Origin of the sequence: Microbacterium protaetiae (genome assembly GCF_004135285.1) — a bacterium.
GTDB lineage: Bacteria > Actinomycetota > Actinomycetes > Actinomycetales > Microbacteriaceae > Microbacterium > Microbacterium protaetiae.
This window is the reverse complement of the sequence record NZ_CP035494.1, coordinates 3,226,882-3,244,342: the sequence shown is the minus strand read 5'-3', so window position 1 is coordinate 3,244,342 and position 17,461 is coordinate 3,226,882. Positions and strand designations below refer to the sequence as shown.

General features: G+C 68.1%; 20 protein-coding genes. 2 read left to right on the top strand and 18 right to left on the bottom strand.

Features of this window, described 5'->3' with window-relative positions; all coding sequences use genetic code 11:
- Positions 1–2 precede the first annotated feature (2 nt).
- Together ET475_RS15065 and ET475_RS15060 are read right to left on the bottom strand one after the other, a co-directional pair.
- A complete protein-coding gene (locus ET475_RS15065; protein ID WP_129392097.1) occupies positions 3–947 on the bottom strand; it encodes a tetratricopeptide repeat protein in 945 nt (314 codons plus the stop codon).
- The gene (locus ET475_RS15060) at positions 944–2,758 is read right to left on the bottom strand and encodes a DUF8094 domain-containing protein (RefSeq protein ID WP_207205367.1); all 1,815 of its coding nucleotides are present in this window, start codon (positions 2,756–2,758) and stop codon (positions 944–946) included. Before ET475_RS15060 ends, ET475_RS15065 begins: the two co-directional genes overlap by 4 nt.
- A 153-nt stretch (positions 2,759–2,911) precedes the next feature.
- Here ET475_RS15060 and ET475_RS15055 point away from each other — a divergent pair, with 153 nt between their 5' ends.
- Positions 2,912–3,973, top strand: coding sequence for an AI-2E family transporter (locus tag ET475_RS15055; protein ID WP_129392090.1), 1,062 nt, complete (start codon positions 2,912–2,914; stop codon positions 3,971–3,973).
- 3 nt (positions 3,974–3,976) lie between these two features.
- Here ET475_RS15055 and ET475_RS15050 read toward each other — a convergent pair whose 3' ends face one another.
- From ET475_RS15050 to rpsB, 9 genes are all read right to left on the bottom strand, one after another.
- Positions 3,977–4,699, bottom strand: coding sequence for an alpha/beta hydrolase (locus ET475_RS15050; protein WP_129392087.1), 723 nt, complete (start codon positions 4,697–4,699; stop codon positions 3,977–3,979).
- Positions 4,700–4,984 carry a hypothetical protein gene (locus ET475_RS15045; protein ID WP_129392083.1) on the bottom strand — a complete coding sequence of 95 codons (285 nt, stop codon included), beginning with the start codon at positions 4,982–4,984 and terminating at the stop codon, positions 4,700–4,702. It lies immediately after the preceding gene.
- Between the two features lie 4 nt (positions 4,985–4,988).
- Positions 4,989–5,726, bottom strand: a complete 738-nt coding sequence (locus ET475_RS15040) for an aggregation-promoting factor C-terminal-like domain-containing protein (protein ID WP_242497662.1) — start codon at positions 5,724–5,726, stop codon at positions 4,989–4,991.
- A 58-nt stretch (positions 5,727–5,784) separates the two neighbouring features.
- A complete protein-coding gene (locus tag ET475_RS15035; protein WP_129392080.1) occupies positions 5,785–6,363 on the bottom strand; it encodes a DivIVA domain-containing protein in 579 nt (192 codons plus the stop codon).
- On the bottom strand, positions 6,360–7,301 hold the full coding sequence (locus ET475_RS15030) for a phosphatidate cytidylyltransferase (RefSeq protein ID WP_129392077.1): 942 nt from the start codon (positions 7,299–7,301) through the stop codon (positions 6,360–6,362). Before ET475_RS15030 ends, ET475_RS15035 begins: the two co-directional genes overlap by 4 nt.
- An 8-nt stretch (positions 7,302–7,309) precedes the next feature.
- Positions 7,310–7,864, bottom strand: a complete 555-nt coding sequence (frr, locus tag ET475_RS15025) for a ribosome recycling factor (RefSeq protein WP_129392074.1) — start codon at positions 7,862–7,864, stop codon at positions 7,310–7,312.
- Positions 7,865–7,934: 70 nt separating this feature from the next.
- Complete coding sequence (gene pyrH / locus ET475_RS15020) at positions 7,935–8,696, bottom strand: UMP kinase (protein WP_422879919.1); 762 nt, start codon at positions 8,694–8,696, stop codon at positions 7,935–7,937.
- A gap of 44 nt (positions 8,697–8,740) precedes the next feature.
- Positions 8,741–9,568 (bottom strand): translation elongation factor Ts, encoded by an 828-nt coding sequence (gene tsf, locus ET475_RS15015; RefSeq protein ID WP_129392067.1) that lies wholly within the window; start codon positions 9,566–9,568, stop codon positions 8,741–8,743.
- A gap of 82 nt (positions 9,569–9,650) precedes the next feature.
- Entirely contained in the window at positions 9,651–10,619 is a 969-nt protein-coding gene (gene rpsB / locus ET475_RS15010; RefSeq protein ID WP_129392064.1) for a 30S ribosomal protein S2, read from the bottom strand.
- Positions 10,620–10,926: 307 nt separating this feature from the next.
- Between rpsB and ET475_RS15005 the strand changes: the two genes are divergently transcribed.
- Complete coding sequence (locus ET475_RS15005) at positions 10,927–11,490, top strand: murein hydrolase activator EnvC family protein (RefSeq protein WP_129392061.1); 564 nt, start codon at positions 10,927–10,929, stop codon at positions 11,488–11,490.
- Between the two features lie 46 nt (positions 11,491–11,536).
- On the opposite strand, the gene ET475_RS15000 is transcribed toward ET475_RS15005, so the two are convergent.
- The 7 genes from ET475_RS15000 to lepB form a co-directional block, all read right to left on the bottom strand.
- On the bottom strand, positions 11,537–12,445 hold the full coding sequence (locus ET475_RS15000) for a tyrosine recombinase XerC (protein WP_242497661.1): 909 nt from the start codon (positions 12,443–12,445) through the stop codon (positions 11,537–11,539).
- A gap of 16 nt (positions 12,446–12,461) precedes the next feature.
- Entirely contained in the window at positions 12,462–13,670 is a 1,209-nt protein-coding gene (dprA, locus tag ET475_RS14995) for a DNA-processing protein DprA (protein ID WP_129392054.1), read from the bottom strand.
- Positions 13,667–15,196, bottom strand: a complete 1,530-nt coding sequence (locus tag ET475_RS14990; RefSeq protein ID WP_129392051.1) for a YifB family Mg chelatase-like AAA ATPase — start codon at positions 15,194–15,196, stop codon at positions 13,667–13,669. The genes dprA and ET475_RS14990 overlap by 4 nt, the downstream gene beginning before the upstream one ends.
- Positions 15,187–15,555, bottom strand: coding sequence for a YraN family protein (locus tag ET475_RS14985; protein ID WP_129392048.1), 369 nt, complete (start codon positions 15,553–15,555; stop codon positions 15,187–15,189). The genes ET475_RS14990 and ET475_RS14985 overlap by 10 nt, the downstream gene beginning before the upstream one ends.
- 107 nt (positions 15,556–15,662) lie before the next feature.
- The gene (locus ET475_RS14980; RefSeq protein ID WP_129392045.1) at positions 15,663–15,983 is read right to left on the bottom strand and encodes a DUF2469 family protein; all 321 of its coding nucleotides are present in this window, start codon (positions 15,981–15,983) and stop codon (positions 15,663–15,665) included.
- Between the two features lie 44 nt (positions 15,984–16,027).
- Complete coding sequence (locus ET475_RS14975; protein ID WP_129392042.1) at positions 16,028–16,687, bottom strand: ribonuclease HII; 660 nt, start codon at positions 16,685–16,687, stop codon at positions 16,028–16,030.
- The gene (gene lepB / locus ET475_RS14970) at positions 16,684–17,439 is read right to left on the bottom strand and encodes a signal peptidase I (protein WP_129392039.1); all 756 of its coding nucleotides are present in this window, start codon (positions 17,437–17,439) and stop codon (positions 16,684–16,686) included. The genes ET475_RS14975 and lepB overlap by 4 nt, the downstream gene beginning before the upstream one ends.
- Between the last annotated feature and the right edge of the window lie 22 nt (positions 17,440–17,461).

Here is a 17,461-nt window from a genome sequence, read left to right as displayed (position 1 = left end):
CCTCAGAACAACAACGACGTCAGCCGACGGCGGGCCGTACCCACGCGGGGGTCGGCGTCTCCGACGAGCTCGAACAGATCGAGCAGGCGCTCGCGCACGGGTGTGCGGGCATCTGAGGGCAGCTGTGCGAAGAGGTCGAGGAGTCGCGCGAACGCGTCGTCGACGTGTCCACCGGCGATGTCGAGATCGGCGACAGCGAACTGCGCCTCGACGTCGATCGGGTTCGCGGCCGCCGCTTGGCGCACGGCGGTCGCATCGATGGAGCGCACACGCTGCAGCAGACGCACCTGCGCAAGTCCCGCCTTCGCCTCGGCATCTGCGGGGTTCTCTGCCAGCGCCTGCTCATACGCGGTCACCGCGCGCGCGTAATCGCCCGCCTCGATGGCGTCGAAGGCTTCGGCGTGCAGCGGCGGCACTGCGGGCTCTGCGGGCGTCTCGGCGGCAGCATCCTCCCCCATCGGCACCGTACCGGTGATGCCGTTCTGCGCCGCCACCTGCAGCAGCTGTGCGAGCACCTCCCGCACCTGCTCTTCGGGAACAGCGCCGGTGAACAGCGGCATCGCCTGCCCGGCAAGAACCGCGACCACCATCGGAATCGACTGCGCGCGAAAGGCCTGCGCGAGCTGCGGGTTGGCGTCGACGTCGACCTTGGCGAGCACGACACGGCCGCCGAGTTCGGTGACCACCTTCTCGAGGATCGGGCTGAGCTGCTTGCACGGTCCACACCATTCGGCCCAGAGGTCGAAGACCACGGGCACGGTTCGCGACAGCTCCGCAGCCTGCGGGAAGGTCGCGTCGGTGACATCGATGATGACACCCGGGGCGGATGCCGGCGCGGCGCCGTCTGCGGGGGCCACCGCAGGTGCCGCGCTCGTTGCCGGCCGGTTGCGCAACGACGACAGATCGACGGCACCACGCAGCACGGTGCCCGGATCGGACTGGCTCACTTGCTGACCACCTTCACTCCGAGGATGTTGGATGAATAACCGAGCAGGCGGATCTGCGCGTCGGTGGATCCGACGCCCGGCACGTAGAAGAAGAGTTGATCACTGTAGGTCGTGGTGAAACCCGTCTGCGACTCTTTGACTCCGGTGAGTGCTTCTGCCCGCGGGTTGTTGTCGAGCTTGATGACCGCATCGTCGTTTGTGGGCTTGGCCGTCTCGGTCTCGTGCACCGACACCGCGACGATGGCACCGCTTTCCAGCGTCGCCAGCGCCAGAGGCGGCTCAGAGCCGGCCGCGGCGGCGAACTTCAGGCTGCCGGTCTTCTTCTTGGCGGTCTTGTTGAACTCGGCCAGCTGTTCTTTGCGCTTGGTCGCGACGCCCTTCAAGAACGGATCTTCGTCGGTGTCGAACTGTGCCGCCGACGCACTCTTGTCGCCCTTGTCGATCACGTCGGCGTACGCGGCGGCGATGTCGGCGGGCGGCATGACCAGAAATGAAGAGTCCGGCTGCACGGCGGTGGCACCGAGATAGGCAGGGGCCACGTCGGGCAGCGACGATGCCTCGAGCCGACCGGTGTACGTGAGCTTGTAGGGCGACCACGGATCGGCCTGCGAGATCATCATCAGCGTCGATTCGACGGTGTCGTCGTCTTTCTTCTCGTCAGCGACCATCAGCACCGTGCGCGGCCAGCCCTCATATGCCTGCGGCAGGACGACCTTCAGACCGCTCGCCGGAAGGGCGCTCAGCGCGGCCTCTTTCGAGATCTCCTTGCGCAGGGTGTAGTTGGTCTTGCGCTCGGCCAGGGGCGCCCCGGCAAGGCGGGTCGCCGCCAGTTTCGCATCCTTCTTCTCGTCGGCCTGAGCGACCGTCTTCGAGATACGGGCGAGAATCCGGTCGGCTTGCGACGTGGTGACGGCGGGTGGCTGCGTGTCGCCGGTGTCGACGACGGTCTCGGTCGGCGTCGGTGTCGGCGACCCTCCGAACTGCGGCCACGCGTCGGCGGTGCAGCCGCTGAAGGCCAATGTGCCCACCAGAACGACGGGGATCGCCACGAAGGCGCGACGTCGTCGTCGCGCGGGGGCCTTGGCGGGCTCCCCCGCGCTGATCACGCCCTTGTCTGCCTGCTCGACCGACAAGTCTGCGGTCTGGTCTTCGGTCTGAGCATCGGGCAGCGGCGGCAGGGCCTTTCGGCGGGGCCCGCGCGACCTGCGCATCCTGCGGATTCCGAGGATGTACAGGAAGACGCCCACGAGCATGAGGATGCTGCCGCCGACGATGAGCGGCCCCGCCCAGGGGGTCGACCGGTGCACCGGCCAGGTCACTGACAGGTCGGCCGGAGCCGGGTCGGTTCCGTTCGTGGCGACCAGCACGCTCATCGTGTCGGGCAGCTGGAGCGGTTCGATGAGGATGTCGTCCTGCTGAAACTCGTCGAGCCACAGATCGGCACCCGCTGGGTCACGGTGCTGCGGGTCGTCGCCCTCGGCGGCATCTGCGGGACCGACGAGCTCGGTCTGCACCTGCGAGTCCTTGTCCAGCGTGACGGCGTTGTACTCGGTGTCACTGAGCCAGGCCTTCAGATCGGCGGTGCGTCCATAAGCGGCGAAGACCGTGCCGTCGGCGGCAGCGCGCAGCGTCTGCGCGCCCGGCAACCGGTTGAGCACGGCGCCGTCGATCAGGGTGTACGACGCGGAGCCGGCCGACTCGATCGCGGTGGTCTCGATCTTCGGCCCCTGGAAAAGGGTCCGTTGGGCCACCCCACTCGCGATCATCACAGCGGCGAGCACGAAGGCGGCCACAGCCCACACGAAACGCACGAATAGATCCTCCCCGGCCCGACGACACGCAGAGCCGATGACTCGACGTTCCAGACTAGCGAACGAGACCTGTGTGCGTCCCGGGAGGGTCGCTGGCGGGATGCCGCGGCCGGGGAAAGTATCCTGGCAGACACCGCATCCGAGAGGAGCACCGTGAAGATCCAGAATCCCTTCCGCGTGGCGTTCATCGCCACGCTCGGCGTCGGTCTCGGACTCTTGCTGATCGGCAGCATCCAGACCCTCTCCACGATTCTGCTGTACATCGGCACGGCGCTGTTCCTCGCCCTCGGCTTGGAGCCTGTCGTCGCTTTCCTCGTGCGGAGGCGGCTCCCCCGCTGGGCGGCGGTTCTGCTCACGATTCTGGCCGTGCTGGCGCTGTTCGCCGGGGTCGTGCTTCTGGTGGTGCCGACCATCGTCGACCAGATCTCACAGCTGGTGGCCACCATCACCCAGCTCGTTCAGGATCCGAACACCCTGGGGAATTTCACCACCTGGGTGGAGAACACTTTTCCGGGCCTCCGCGTCGACGATGTCTTCGAAACCGTGCAGGACTGGGTACTGAAGAACCTGGGGGCGATCAGCGGATCGATCGGGCAGGGCGTGCTCAAGGTGGGCATCGCCTTTCTGACCGGGCTGACCGGCGCCTTCATCGTGCTGATCCTGACGATCTACTTCACAGCATCCATCCCATCCCTCAAATCAGCCGTCTACCAACTGGTTCCGGCGTCTCGCCGGCCACGGTTCATCGACCTGTCTGAGCAGATCGGTGACTCCGTCGGGCACTACGTGATGGGGCAGGTCACTCTCGGCGTGATCAACGGAATCCTCAGTTCGATCTTCCTCGCCATCATCCACGCGCCGTTCCCGGCGGTGCTGGCGGTGGTCGCCTTCTTCTTCTCGCTGATTCCTCTGGTGGGCACGCTGACCGGTTCGGTGGTCATCGTTCTGACCTGTCTGATCCCCGGCATCGGGTCTCCGACGACGGCACTGATCGCCGCCATCTACTACCTCATCTACATGCAGCTCGAGGCTTATGTCGTCTCGCCGCGCATCATGAGCCGCGCGGTCGCGGTGCCCGGTGCCGTGGTCGTCGTGGCGGCGCTGGCCGGTGGATCGCTGCTCGGTCTGCTCGGCGCTCTCATCGCGATCCCGGTGGCCGCCAGCATCCTCATCATCTACCGGCAGGTGGTCATCCCCCGGCAGAACGCGAGATGACGTTCAGCGCTCGAGGGCGCCGTCCCACTGAATCGGAAGGGGCAGCGCCGACGGGTTGACGGCGGCGACGATCTCAGAGAGCACCCGACGCGTCTGGTTCTCGCCGACCCAGAGGTGACGACCGCCATCGACGGCGATCACCTTCACGTGCGGCACCGGCGCGAACCGCTGCGCGGCTTCAGCCGGCCGCAGGTAGTCGTCCAGCTCGGGCACCACCGCCACGATCGGGCGCGCGTCACCCGCCCATGCCGCCAATTCGGCGTCACTGGTGCGGTGCAATGGCGGCGAGAGCAGGATGAGCCCGTCCACCGGCAGCTCGCGACCATGCTTGAGCGCCACTTCGGTGCCGAACGACCACCCCACCAACCAGGGGTGCGGCAGACCCCGCTCGCTCACGAAATCGAGCGCTGCGGCCACGTCGTGTCGTTCGGCATCTCCCTCGCCGAACGCACCCTCGCTCGTGCCCCGCGGCGAGGTCGTGCCCCGCGTGTTGAAGCGCAGCACGGCGAGATCGGCCAGCGCCGGCAGCCGTCCCGCGGCCTTGCGCAGAATGTGCGAGTCCATGAATCCGCCCGCCGTGGGCAGCGGATGCAGCGTCACGAGGGTTGCCACCGGCTCGCGCTCGAGCGGCTGGGCGAGCTCGCCGACGAGAGTGAGCCCATCGGAGGTGTACAACTGAATGTCCTCACGCCGTGCGGGCAGAAGGACGGAGCCGCGAATCTCCACTCAGAACACCTTCCAGCAGTGCGTGTGCCAGTGTCGGCGCGCCGCCAGGTCGGCCGCGTCGCCGAGCACTCCGTCGGCCCGCCACACCACAACGTGTGCGGCACCCGGCTCGATGCTGCCGCCGCAGCCGGGACACGAATACGTCTTCACCGAACGTGAGGGCGCGACAGGCTGTACAGTCCACTCCGACCCGCGCCGCACCTCGGTGCGCGCGAAACCGGACAAGAACCGCTCGAACGAGTCGTCGTGACGTGGATCGGGGCGGCGTCGTGAAGACCGCGGCATCCGCTCAATACCAGCCGGTGGACTGCGAATGGCTCCATGCGCCGCAGGGAGTGCCATATCGCGACGAGACGTAGCCCAGACCCCAGGTGATCTGCGTGGCGGGATTCGTCGCCCAGTCTGCGCCCGCAGAGGCCATCTTGCTGCCGGGGAGAGCCTGCGGAATGCCGTAGGCGCCGCTCGGGTTCGAGGCGTTCACCCGCCAGCCGGATTCGCGCTTCCAGAGCGCGACGAGGCACGCGAACTGGCTGTCGTCCCACCCTCGCGCGGTGACCATGTCGTAGGCGATCGCCTGGGCGGTGCCCGGGTCGGGGGCGACGAAGGGGGCGCTGAACGACGCAGCCTTGACGGTGACCTGCCGCGTCGGGGTCGGCTTGGGCTTCGGCTTGACCGCGGCGGCGTAACTGTCCCGCTCGAGCGAGGCTGCCTCGGTCGTGGTCTCTGACGCGACCTCGACCGACTGGGCATCGCCCATCGCACTCGCGTACAGCGTGACGGGGGCCACATCGGCCGCATTCGCCGCGGGTGCCAGCGCCGCGCCCAACGGGCTCAGGCATGCCACGGCAAGACCCAGCACCGCAAACCCCGCCAGGCTCCCCTTGACGAACCCGCCCGCTCTCACGCGTCGTCGCGGGTGGCGTGGGGCCCGCGTCCCCACCGCCGTGTGCTTCAGATCGCGTCGGAGCAGTGCACGGGATGTGAGTGCGGGGGATGTCTCGGGGGTCATCTCGGAGCCGGAAGTCACAGTGCGCTCGAGTCTACAGACCGATCCGCCGAAATGCCACGGCGACATTCCGCCATGCTCAGCCCACCGCAAGCATGACATCGACGACGGCATCGAGGAGGGCATCGACCTGCTCTTCGCGATAGCCGCGGCGCTGCATCCGGAATGCCACGGTGCGTACCTGCTCGACGGTGACGGTGCGACCCTCGGAGAGGTAGGCCGCGATCTTGTCGGCGACAAGATCGACTTCGTCGATGCGATACCCGTACCCGAGACCGCGCGCCCGCGCGAAGCGTCGCCGCTTCTCGCGGGTGAGACGGTCGAGGATCTCCTGCGCCTGTGCACGCGTCTGGTCGATCCAGGCCCCGGCGCCGGCGGTCGACACGGCGCGCTCCCGCTCACGTACGGCGAAGGCGTCTTCCACCCGCGACAGCGCGGCATCCACGGCGTCGGGCTGATAGCCGTGTCGGACGAGGGGGAAGGCGACAGACCGCACGTCGACGGCGCGAACCGTCACGGCGGATTGCGTCTCGAACGCAGCGCGCGCCTTTTCCAGGAACGCGTCGACCTTCGCGGGGTCGTATCCCTTCGCACGGCCGGTCGCGCGCGGGAACGACGCTTTCGCGCTCGCACGGGCATCGGCGGATGATGTCGTCATTGTGTCACCAGGGGGGTCAGCAAGTAATACAGTGCCAGGGCAGCCCCGGCGGACGGAAGGATCGAGTCGAGTCGGTCGAGCACGCCACCGTGGCCGGGCAGCCACGAACTCATGTCTTTGATGCCCAGATCGCGCTTGATCATCGACTCGCCCAGGTCGCCCAGCGTCGCCGTCACCAGAATGACCAGCCCGATGACGATTCCGGTCGCCCAGGGCAGTTCGAGCAGGAACCAGGCGAGCAGGATGCCGGCGACCACGGCACCCACGACGGCACCGGCAAAACCCTCCCAGGTCTTCTTGGGGCTGATGCGCGGTGCCATCGGATGCTTGCCGAAGCTCAGCCCCGACGCGTAAGCGGCCGTGTCGGCCACGACGGCGATGACGATGAAGGAGAGCACCCACCATTCACCGCGCTCTTGGCGCAGCAGCACGATGGCCAGGCTCGCGGTGAACGAGACGTACAGCGGCACGAGCGACCCGGCCAGCAGATCGTCGCCGAGCTCACGGCGGGTGCGAGTTGCGGGTGAGACCAGATGTCCGACCAGTCGCCAGACGATCACGAGCGCGACCGCGGCGCACACCACGATCCAGTGCTGCCACGGGGCCAGGAGCCACGCCGATGCCAGCATCGCGACAAGTCCCACCAGCTGTGGGATCAGGTCGACACGGCGCCCGCCGCCCTGCAGGGCGCGGGCGATCTCGAACACGCCCGTCCCGCCGGCAGCCAGGACGAAGATCAAGAAGACCGGCTTCCAGATGATCAGCGACAACAGAAACGCGGCCCCCAGGACGAGGCCGATGAGAATGGCCCCGAGCAGGTCGCGGCCGGTGCGCTGTTTGATGCGCTCGTTGGCCTGGTCGAAGTCGGCCCGGGCGCGCTCACGGCGCGCTCGGCGGCGACCCGCGCCGTCGGGCGGCTGTGAGGACGCGTCGGTCATGCGAAACCTCAGACTTCGAGCAGTTCAGCCTCTTTGCGCTTGAGAGCCTCGTCGATGGCGTCCACATGCGCACGGGTGATGGCGTCGAGCTCTTTCTCGGCACGAGACAGCTCGTCTTCGCCGACATCGCTCTTCAGCGCGTCGAGGTCGTCTTTCGCCTTACGACGGATGCCACGCACGTGCACCTTCGCATCCTCACCCTTGGAGCGCACGAGCTTCACGTACTCCTTGCGGCGCTCTTCGGTCAGCTCGGGCATGGTGATCCGCACGATGTTGCCGTCGTTGGTGGGATTGACCCCGAGGTTCGGGATGTCGCGGATGGCCTGTTCGATGGCCTTCAGCGCCGACTTGTCGTAGGGGGTGACGATAAGGGAGCGCGCCTCGGGGGCGTTCAGCGACGCGAGCTGCGCCAGCGGGGTGGGTGTGCCGTAGTAGTCGACCAGCACCTTCTGGAACAACTGCGGGTTGGCGCGCCCGGTCCGCACGCTGGCGAAGTCGTCCTTCGCCGTCTCGACGGCCTTGTCCATCCGGGTTCCGGTATCGGTCAACACGTCCGCGATCACGGTCTCTCCATTCGGTCAGGCGTTCCCGCCCAGTCTAGTCGTGGCGCGCCGCGCAACCGCGGCGCAACGGTCATGCTGTGACCAGCGTGCCGATCTGATCGCCCAGCAGCGCCCTGGTGACGTTGCCGGTCGGTTCCATGCCGAACACACGCATGTCCATGCGGTTGTCCATGCACAGGCTGAAAGCAGTCGAGTCAACCACCTTCAGTCCCTTCTGCAGGGCCTCCAGGTACGTGATGCGGTCGATTCGCGTGGCTGAGGCATCCCGCTTCGGATCGGCGGTGTACACACCGTCGACGCCGTTCTTGGCGACCAACACTTCATCGGCGCGGATCTCCAGCGCCCGCTGCGCGGCCACGGTATCGGTGGAGAAGTACGGCAGACCGGCGCCGGCGCCGAAGATCACGACGCGGCCCTTCTGCATGTGGCGCTCGGCGCGCAGCGGAATGTAGGGCTCGGCGACCTGGGTCATCTGGATGGCCGACTGGACGCGGGTAGCCGCACCCGCCTGCTCGAGAAAGTCCTGCAGGGCCAGAGCGTTCATGACTGTCCCGAGCATGCCCATGTAGTCCGCGCGCCCGCGGTCCATGCCCCGCTGGCTGAGTTCGGCGCCGCGGAAGAAGTTTCCTCCGCCGACGACGATGGCGATCTCGACACTGTCGACTGTAGCGGCGATCTCGCGCGCGATCTGGCTGACGACGTCGGGATTCACGCCGAGCGAACCGCCACCGAACGCCTCCCCCGAAAGCTTCAACAGAACGCGGCGGCGCGTGGTGGCCTCATTGATCACGGGTGTTCCTTTCGTCGCGATCACACTGTAGCGAACGGGCATGGCAAGGGCCCGCATCGGTGTGCGATGCGGGCCCTTGTGGCGTCTTACGCGCCGACCTTGAACCGAGCGAAGTCGGTGACGGTGATGCCGGCGTCCTTCGCGACCTGCGCGACCGAGAGCTTGTTGTCCTTCGCGTAGTCCTGCTCGAGCAGGGCGACCTGCTTGAAGAACGCGTTCACGCGGCCCTCGACGATCTTGGGCAGCGCGGCCTCGGGCTTGCCCTCGTTGCGGGAGATCTCGGTGACGATCTCGCGCTCCTTGGCGACCTCGGCCTCGGGAACGTCCTCGCGCGCGAGGTAGCTCGGGTTGGCGAACGAGATGTGCTGGGCGATGCTGCGCGCGGTCGCGGCGTCGTCACCGGTGTAGGCGACCACCACGCCGATCTGCGGGGGCAGGTCCTTGCTGGTCTTGTGCAGGTAGACCTCGAACGCATCGCCCGAGACGGTGCGCACGCGGCGCAGCACGATCTTCTCACCGATGACCGCAGCCTCGTCAGAGATTAGCTGCTCGACGGTCTGGCCGCCGGCGGGGGCGGCCAGGGCTGCCTCGACCGAGTCGGCGGCGACAGCGGCCGCAGCATCGGCGACCTTGTCGGCCAGGGTGATGAACTTGTCGTTCTTCGCGACGAAGTCGGTCTCGCAGGCCAGCTCGACGAGGGTGACCTTGCCCTCGCCCTCGCGGGCGACGACCAGGCCCTCGCTCGTGGAGCGATCGGCGCGTTTGGCGTTGCCCTTCGCGCCCTTCAGGCGCAGGATCTCAACGGCCTTCTCACGGTCGCCGTCGGCCTCTTCGAGTGCCTTCTTCGTGTCGACCATGCCCGTGCCCAGCTGCTCGCGCAGCGCCTTGATGTCGGCGATGGTGAAGTTTGCCATGGGTGGCGGCTCCTTGCTTGGTGAGTTCTTGTGGATGCCTCGGCCGGCCCGTCGCTGACGGACCGGCCGAGGCGCAAAATGACTACTCGGCCGCAGCGACCGGGGTCTCGCCCTCGGCGGCCTTCTCCTCGGCAGCTTCGGGTGCGGCCTCAGCCTCGACCTCGGGCTCGGCGGCCTCTGGTGCAGTCTCAACCTCGGCGGCAACCTCAGCCTCGGGCTCGGCGGCAGCGGCGTCGGAGGCGACCTCGGCGTCGGCGACCTTCTCGGTCTGCGCAGACGACTGTTCCGGCGTGCCCTGCTCGAGCAGCTCGCGCTCCCACTCGGCCAGCGGCTCGGCCGGCTCGGTGGTGTCGGCGGGCTGGTGACGCTGGATGAGGCCCTCAGCAGCGGCGTCGGCGATGATGCGGGTGAGCAGCGACACCGAGCGGATGGCGTCGTCGTTGCCCGGGATCGGGTACTGGATCTCGTCGGGGTCGGCGTTGGTGTCGAGAATGCCGATCACCGGAATGCCGAGCTTGCGGGCCTCGTCGATGGCGAGGTGCTCGCGCTTGGCGTCGACGACCCACAGTGCCGACGGGGTCTTCTGCAGGTTTCTGATGCCGCCCAGCGACTTGTGCAGCTTGTCGAGCTCGCGCTTCTTCAGCAGCAGCTCCTTCTTGGTGAAGCCGCTCTCTGAGGGGTTCTCGTAGTCGAGCTCCTCAAGCTCCTTCATGCGCTGCAGTCGCTTGCTGACGGTGCTGAAGTTGGTCAGCAGCCCACCGAGCCAACGCTGGTTGACGAAGGGCTGGCCCACGCGGGTCGCCTGCTCGGCGAGCACTTCCTGCGCCTGCTTCTTCGTGCCGACGAAGAGGATGGTGCCGCCGTGCGCGACGGTCTCCTTGACGAATTCGTACGCCCGGTCGATGTAGGCCAGCGACTGCTGCAGGTCGATGATGTGGATGCCGCTGCGCTCGGTGAGGATGAATCGCTTCACCTTCGGGTTCCACCGACGGGTCTGGTGTCCGAAGTGGACACCGGCGTCGAGCAGCTGGCGGATGGTGACGACGGCCACGGCCGTTCTCCTGTTCTCGGCGCTGTGCGCGCCGCTTTCGGTTTCTCACAGTCGGGCGGATGCCCGATGATCCTGGTGCCCGGCACACGTCCCGCCCCGTTGTTTCGGGGACCGATGGGAGTGGATGCCGCCCGCGATGGCTCGAAGGCTCTGGGCACGCGTAGTCACCCCGCGATGCGGGATGCACGTCCAGTGTACCAGGACGCGACTCCTCCCCAGGTGTCGCCGGCGCACCGGTTCGGGACAGTTGTCCACAGGCGCCCCCGTCCCGCCACGTCAGGATGCGATGACGAGAAGGATGAACGACATGTCAACTCGCGCAGCGCAGTTCCCGGTCGCACTTCGCCGGATCACGATCGTCGCCTCGGCGGTGATCCTGCTCGCTCTCGCTGTGGTGCTGGGCGGGGCCCCGGCCGCGGCCCACGCCCATGCCGCCGACACGGCACTCCCGCAGCTCGTCCGAAGCGCCTGGGAATGGCCCCTGCAGGGGTTCCGCATCGCCGCGCCCTACCGTGCCCCGGCGCACGAATACGGGCCTGGGCATCGTGGTATCGATCTCGAGCCGACCGGTGCGGGCGAGGTGCACGCACCGCGTGCGGGCGTCATCGCGTTCGCAGGGCGCATCGCCGACCGCGGCATCCTCACCATCGATCACCAGGACGGATACGTCACGACCCTCGAGCCCATCGATTCTGCGTTCACCGCCGGTGATCGCGTGGAGCAGGGTGAGGTCATAGGCACGATCGCGCACGGTGGTCATGCGGCGCCCGGCACCGTGCACTTCGGTGTGCGGCTGAACGGCGAATACATCAATCCGATGCTGTTGTTCGGCGATGTGCCGCGGGCGGTGCTTCTGCCCTGTTGCAGTTAGCGCACTCCCCCGGCGGGGTCTTCGCTCCGACAGGTAGCGGCCGCGGTCAGCGCTCGGCGCGAGGATGCGCCAGCTTGTAGGTGGCAAGCAGACGCTCACTGGAGACATGCGTATAGATCTGGGTGGTTCCCAGACTCGCGTGGCCGAGCATCTCCTGAACCGTGCGCAGGTCGGCTCCGCCGTCGAGAAGGTGGGTGGCGGCGGAATGTCGCAGGGCGTGGGGGCCCACCGACTCGCTGCCCATGGCGGGGCCCAGGGTGCGCGAGACGAGGCGGTGCACGGTACGGGGGCCGAGCGGCCCTCCGCGGGCGCCGAGGAACAGAAAGGCACCGGGCTGCGCGCCCCGCGCCGCCAGGGCGGGCCGGCCGCGCACCAGATATGCGTCGAGAGCCTGTGCAGCAGGCAGCCCATAGGGCACCACGCGTTCTTTGGCTCCCTTCCCCAGCACGCGCACGGTGCGGCGCTCGGGCTCGAGGTCATCGATGGCCAACCCGCACAGCTCAGAGACCCGCAACGCCGCGGCGTAGAGCAGCTCGAGGATCGCGTGGTCGCGCAGCGCGATGGCATCTCCCGATGCTGCCGCCGCAGCAGTGTCGTCGAGGACATGTGACAGCGCGTCGGCGGCGGCGACCTTGGGAAGGCTTCGCCCCTTCTTCGGAGCGACCAGGCGCAGGCTCGGGTCGAGCGGAACGATGCCGGCTTCGCAGGCCCAGGCGAAGAAACCCCGCGTCGAGGCTGTACGTCGCGACAGCGTCGCGCGCGAATTTCCTCGCTGCGTCGCAGCCCACAGCCACTCGCGCAGGTGCTCAAGTTCCACCTCGCCCATCTGCGGATCGCCGAGGGTCTCAGCCAGGTCGGACAAATCTGAGCGATACGCGCGGACTGTGGCGGGCGAGAGCCGCCGCACATCCGCCACGTGGCGGACGTACGCATCGACGGCGGCGGAGACTCTCACCCTCCCAGAATGCCGGTCACCGTTCACCACGCGACGCGACGCGCCGCCAGCTTGCTCCCCGGGACTCCGCCCCGCCCTCCAGCGCGAGAAGGCCCAACTGCGACCGCACATCGGCCGGCGCCATCCCGCTGCGGCGGGCGACATCATCGACGGCGCGCCACGACCGACTGCTCAGCGCGTCGACGACGCGTGTGCGATCATCGGTGCGGTCGTCAAACGAAGCGGTGGTGAGCTGCGTGGTCATTCCCAGCAACTCGCACACCTCGTCTGCGGTGGTCACGCAACGGGAATCGAACTCGCGCAGAATCCGATGACATCCCGCGGAGGAGCCGCTGGTGACCGAGCCCGGGACCGCCCCGAGCGGGCGGCCGAGATCGGCCGCGTGCGAGGCCGTGTTGAGCGACCCGCTCCGAATGCCGGCTTCGACCACGATCGTGGCCCCGCCGAGGGCAGCGATGAGCCGGTTTCGCTGAAGAAAGCGCCATTTGGAGGGAACCGTGCCACACGGCACCTCGCTGACCACGCATCCTGCCGCGGCGATGCGCCGCAGCAGATCGGTGTGTCCGGCGGGGTAGGGGCGGTCCAGCCCACCGGCGACGAGCGCGACCGTCAGCCCGCCGGCGGCGAGGGCACCGCGATGCGCCGCGCCATCTATGCCGTATGCCGCTCCCGAAACCACGGCGATGCCGCGTCCCGCCAACTCGGCCGCGAACTCCGCGGCGATGTGCTCTCCATACCCCGTGGCCGCCCGCGCCCCGACGATGGCGACGGCGGGGTCGAGCCGGGACAGGTGAGATGGATCACCCCGCACCCATAGGCAGAGCGGAGCGTGCGGACCCAAGTCGTACAGTGCCGCGGGCCAGCCCTCGTCGTCGGGTGTCATCAGCCGCACGCCGAGAGTGGCCGCCTGCCGGATCGCGAACGCTATCGCGTCGGCATCCAGCCTCGGCCGCCACCGTGAGACCGCCTCGCGCAGCTGTGCTGTCGTCAGCCCCGCCGCATCCGCCGCCGCAGACCCGCGCACTCCGCTGAGTAGTTCGCGCAGGGCGACGTCGGGCCCCAGCGCACCGACGAACGCACCCGCGATGCCGTCACCCGGCTCGACCAGACAGCTCCACACCGCGGCGGCGTACGCCCGCGACAGCAGATCGGGATCGCCTGCGTGCGACGGTGTCAGAGGTGCCGCGGTGCGGATGGCGTCGTCGGACCATCGATAAGCGGTCATGAACGGATTCCCTTCTTCAGAAACAGCGCACGGCCGATGTCATCGGCGTTGAGCCGGTCGCGCGCAGTCAGGTCGCACAGGGTCCAGGCGACCCGAAGGATGCGGTCGTATCCCCGCAAGGTCAGCGATCCGCGGTTGAGCGCGGCATCCAGCGCGCGCCGGATGATGGGCGGCGGCGCCAGTGGGCCCTGCCGCAGCCACTCGCCCGAGGCCTGGGAGTTCACCTGCCACGGGGTGTCGCGCAGCCGGAAGGCAGCCCGCTCGCGGGCGGCAGCAACCCGCTCCTTTGCCACGGCGGTCGTCATGCCCACCGCGTTCCGGGTGCGCTCGGCGACCAGCACCCGCGCCAGCTGCAACTCGATGTCGATCCGGTCCAGCAGCGGGCCGGACAACCGGGCCATGTACCGGCGGATGGCCGCCGGCGGGCAGGTGCACGACGCACCACGCACGCCGTAGTTGCCGCACGGACACGGGTTCGTGGCCAGCACGAGTTGGAAGCGCGCCGGAAACGACGCGGTGAAGCCCGCACGGTGAATCTCTATCCGCCCGGTCTCCAGCGGCTGCCGCAGCGCGTCGAGCACACCCGACGAATGTTCTCCGGCTTCATCGAGGAAAAGCACACCCTCGCTCGCACGTGCTATCGCACCCGGCCGCACGCTGCGCGACCCGCCCCCGACGAGCGCGGCGATGCTCGCGCTGTGGTGGGGCGCCTCGAACGGCGGCGTGCGCTCGAGAGTCGTCACGGCAGCGCCGGACAGGGAGCGGATGGATGCCGCGATCAGCGCGGCTTCATCGTCGAGTTCGGGCAGGATCCCGGGCAGACGGCGTGCCAGCATGGTCTTGCCGGCCCCGGGCGGCCCCACCATGAGAACGTGATGCCCTCCGGCGGCGGCGACCACCAGCGCCTCCACCGCTTCGTCTTGTCCGATCACATCGGCCAGATCTGCCGGCGGGGGCGCGGTCGACACCTCGTCGGCTGCGCGCACGGGTTCGACTTCGGGCGTTGCGCAGACATCGGCTCCGTGCAACCGCGCCACCTCGGCGAGGGTCACCGCCCCGATCACTTCCACCCCACCCACCAGCGCCGCCTCCGCACGATTCGCCCACGGCACCACCACGCGCGCGACGCCCGCACGCGCGGCCGCGCGGACGGCGGGCAGCACACCCGGCACCGGGCGCAGCCGGCCGTCGAGTCCCAGTTCACCGATGTGTGCCGTGCGCTCAATGGCTGCGGCATCCATCCATCCGTCGGTGGCCAGCGCTGCTACGGCGATGGCCAGGTCGAACCCCGACCCCTGCTTGGGCAGGCTTGCGGGCGAGAGGTTCACGGTGAGCCGTCGCCTCGGCAAGGGCAGACCGCTGTTCTCGCTGGCGTTGCGCACCCGCTGCACCGCTTCGCCGAGGGCTTTGTCGGCCAGGCCGATGATACGGAATTCGGGAATCTGGTTGCTCTGGTCTGCCTCGACTTCGACGAGCGTGCCTTCGAGCCCCGAGAGGGCGACGGCCCACGTGCGCGTCACACCCATGGCACGTCTTCCATGTGCTCAAGCCGAGCCGTCGCCGGATCGGAACCGGTGATGCCGATGACGTCGAGGCGGCAGCGACGACCACGCGCGTCGGCGGGGTGTGCTGCGCACCACATATGTGCGAGGCCCCAGATGCGTGCACGTTTGCGCGCGTCGACCGCTGCCAGAGGATCACCGAACAGGTCGGTGCGGCGGGTCTTGACCTCGACGAAGACGAGATTCCCGCCCGTACATGCGACGACATCGACCTCACCGCTGGGCGCGCGCCAATTGCGATCGAGAATGTCGAAGCCCCGCGCCGTCAGATAGGCGACGGCTCGCTTCTCTCCCGCGCGCCCGAGTTCGTCTTTCGCTGCCATAAAGGCATGCTCCCGCGATCCCCCTTCGCTGCGAGGGCCGCCCGGGTCATCTGTGGATCAGGCCACGAAAGACGGCGAAATCGCCGTCTTGGGGAGGAAACGGTGATTCAGGAATCCAGCGAAAGCTCTTCGGGCAGGTGCAGGTCTCGGCGTTGAAGTTCCTCGACGTTGACGTCTTTGAAAGTGAGCACGCGCACCGACTTCACGAACCGGTCGGCGCGGTAGATGTCCCAGACCCAGACGTCGTTCATCGTGATCTCGAAATAGAAGTCGTGCTCGGTGTCGCGGCGCACGACGTTGACCTCGTTGGCCAGGTAGAACCGGCGCTCGGTCTCGATGACATAGGCGAACTGCGACACGACATCCCGGTACTCCTTGTACAGGGCAAGTTCGAGCTCGCGGTCGTAGTCGTCGAAGTCGTCATCCATGATGTCTCCATCCTAGGCATGGCGGCCGGTCACGCCGCCACCCGTCAGAAGAGGGTCGGGGCATCCGCGATCGCCCACGATGACCGGTGATACGGGCTCAGCCCTCTCTCGCGGATCGCCGCTCGATGCGTGGGGCTCGCGTATCCCTTGTTGTGCATCCACTCGTAGGCTGGGTGCTCGTCGTGCAGCACCACCATGTGCGCGTCGCGGGCGACCTTCGCGATGACGGATGCCGCAGCCGCGCTCGCACAGTCGCGGTCGGCCTTCACCTGCACCCGCACATCAAGCCCGGCACCGGCGACGGGGGCGATGTAGTCGTAGTTGCCGTCCAACAGCACTATCGCCTCATCGACGGCGACCCCATCGTCGCGTAGCGCCGCGATCGCCCGGGCAGCAGCGGTGCCCAGCGCGCGCATGATGCCGTGCGCGTCGATCTCGGCGGCGCTTGCCCAGCCCACGGCGTGGGCGCTCACCCAGCTCGACGCCCGAGCGGCGACATCCGCCCGCCGCGGTTCTGGGACGAGCTTGGAATCGCGAAGTCCGACCGGGATGCGGCGACGTGCCACCGGTGCGTCGATGGCGACGGCGCCCACCGCCACCGGACCGGCGAGGGCGCCACGGCCCACTTCGTCGCACGCGATGAGCACGGTGCGCTCGCGCAGCAGCCGCCGCTCGAGAGTGAGGCGGGGTTCGACGACGGTCACGGCGAGGCCCCGGCCGCCGTCGGAGTCGGAACACCGGCGAAAACGGCATGGTGGGTGTCGATCAACCCGAACCGGTCGAACGGCCAGGTGATCACGAACGCGCGTCCGACGACGTTGTCGATCGGAACGAAACCCCTGCCCGGCTGTTCCTGGTTGTACCGCGAATCGCGGGATCTGTCGCGATTGTCGCCGAGCACCCACAGCGAGTCGGCGGGCACCGTCACATCGAACGGAACCACCTCGGGCTCGCTTTCCCCGGCCGCCAGCTTCAGGTACGAGGTCTCGTCGACGGGCTGGCCGTTGACGGTGATCTGACCGATGGCGTTGCAGCAGGCCACGTGATCGCCGGGCAGACCGATCACACGCTTGATGAGATGGTCGTCGCTGTCGGGCGCCGACAGCCCGACCAGGGAGAGCACCCAGTCGAAAGCCTCGACGATCCACGGCCGCGGGGCGCTGGCCGCCTCGGGCGTGAGCCACCCGCCCGGGTCGCGGAACACCACGACGTCGCCGCGCTGGTAGCCCGAGAAGCGCGGAGTGATCTCGTCGACGAGGATCCGGTCATTTATCTGCAGCGTGTTCTCCATCGATCCGGAAGGGATGTAGAACGAGCGGATCAGAAACGTCTTGACGAGAAACGAGACGAGAAGCGCGACGATGATGATCACCACGACGTCACGGAGGAAGGTCAGCGCTCCGCGACGCTTCGAGGTGCGTCCGTCGGTCTCGGCTGTCGCGGAGTTCTCAGTCATTCGCACCCTTCGACGATCGCAC

Bases quoted from the DNA above. Each gene is read 5' to 3' on its own strand.
- ET475_RS15045 (WP_129392083.1), bottom strand. From the start codon at position 4,984: ATGCCGCGGTCTTCACGACGCCGCCCCGATCCACGTCACGACGACTCG.
- ET475_RS15035 (WP_129392080.1), bottom strand. From the start codon at position 6,363: ATGACGACATCATCCGCCGATGCCCGTGCGAGCGCGAAAGCGTCGTTC.
- ET475_RS15030 (WP_129392077.1), bottom strand. From the start codon at position 7,301: ATGACCGACGCGTCCTCACAGCCGCCCGACGGCGCGGGTCGCCGCCGA.
- pyrH (WP_422879919.1), bottom strand. From the start codon at position 8,696: ATGCCCGTTCGCTACAGTGTGATCGCGACGAAAGGAACACCCGTGATC.
- tsf (WP_129392067.1), bottom strand. From the start codon at position 9,568: ATGGCAAACTTCACCATCGCCGACATCAAGGCGCTGCGCGAGCAGCTG.
- ET475_RS15005 (WP_129392061.1), top strand. From the start codon at position 10,927: ATGTCAACTCGCGCAGCGCAGTTCCCGGTCGCACTTCGCCGGATCACG.
- dprA (WP_129392054.1), bottom strand. From the start codon at position 13,670: ATGACCGCTTATCGATGGTCCGACGACGCCATCCGCACCGCGGCACCT.
- ET475_RS14990 (WP_129392051.1), bottom strand. From the start codon at position 15,196: ATGGGTGTGACGCGCACGTGGGCCGTCGCCCTCTCGGGGCTCGAAGGC.
- ET475_RS14985 (WP_129392048.1), bottom strand. From the start codon at position 15,555: ATGGCAGCGAAAGACGAACTCGGGCGCGCGGGAGAGAAGCGAGCCGTC.
- ET475_RS14980 (WP_129392045.1), bottom strand. From the start codon at position 15,983: ATGGATGACGACTTCGACGACTACGACCGCGAGCTCGAACTTGCCCTG.
- lepB (WP_129392039.1), bottom strand. From the start codon at position 17,439: ATGACTGAGAACTCCGCGACAGCCGAGACCGACGGACGCACCTCGAAG.